1 protein-coding gene is annotated in these 1,234 nt (G+C 51.3%); it reads left to right on the forward strand.

Annotated features, from left to right (window positions below; translation table 11 throughout):
- Positions 1 to 839 precede the first annotated feature (839 nt).
- On the forward strand, positions 840 to 1,234 hold a 395-nt coding region (gene ssuE / locus FT726_RS27330; protein ID WP_346303855.1), incomplete at its 3' end, for an NADPH-dependent FMN reductase.

Here is a 1,234-nt window from a genome sequence, read left to right on the forward strand (position 1 = left end):
CGGCTGCAGGAGATAACCCAACAGCGGATTAACGTTATTAGCCGCGACGCGCGCAGGCTGATCGGCAACCGGCTCAGCCGGATGCACTAACAGAGCAGACCTTCCCATATTCCTCTCCCTGAAAATAATACTGAATAATGGCCAGACAAAAATCCGCCCAATTAAGGCGCAAATAAGGCAGTGACTTTTTTTTAGCGTAAGAAAACTCAATCAATTATAAACAGCCCGCCGACGGCATGACACTTGGCCCTTGACAGACTGGCTGTTTATTTGCCTTTTATTGTTAAGCGCAACTGAAGCAATCCCGGCCAGAGTGCTGAAGTAATACGTAATATCGGTAACAGGAAACGCGTTAAACGGTGCGATTTTAATAAAACGCCACGCTTTGACACACTTACTCGCTAATTTGAGACCAGCTTAAAATGGAACATTCTAAACAGCCACTACGAAAAATCCTGGTGCCCGCTTTAAACTTACGTCAGCGTTTGTTTGCTACTCCTTAAATTACCTCATCTATTTCTTCTTAAGCCTGACGACAATGGCGCGCCCGGCGATATGTGTCGACGGTTACACCTCTGGTTTAACCAGGCAACAGCGCTTTTAATCATTCTTACCTTGCCCGTGACGGAAGCCGCTAATGAAAACCCGGCAATCTGCGGGTGCAATTCAGATTAACCTTAGAGGCGCTTTTCCCTTCCTTTATAAGCGCGCGCTATTCCCGCCTGACGGCTATCCATTGCCGGATAAATCATTTACGCCTCGCCGCCTGCTCTGTCAGGATTGAACGCATCAGTTCTCAATGATTGCTAATCAATAACTTTCAGTTATAAGGAGTGACCATGCGGGTTATTACGCTGGCGGGGAGTCCGCGTTTTCCTTCACGTTCCACGGCGCTGCTGAGTGTGTGCCAGCGGGCGCTGGAAGCGCGTGGCGTTGAGGTGATTCCGTGGAACATTCACAACTTTCAGCCGGAAGATTTGCTGTATGCGCGCTTTGACTCACCGGCACTGACCGCGCTGAAAGCGGATTTAGCGCTCGCGGAGGGGCTGATCGTCGCCACACCGATTTATAAAGCCTCTTTCTCAGGTGCGCTGAAAACCCTGCTCGATCTGCTGCCAGAGCGGGCGCTGGAACATCAAGTGGTGTTGCCGCTGGCCAGCGGCGGCAGCGTGGCGCACATGCTGGCCGTTGACTACGCGCTGAAACCGGTGCTGAACGCGCTGAAAGCGCAGGA

Source organism: Pantoea sp. Morm, from assembly GCF_016643525.1.
Taxonomy (GTDB): domain Bacteria; phylum Pseudomonadota; class Gammaproteobacteria; order Enterobacterales; family Enterobacteriaceae; genus Pantoea; species Pantoea dispersa.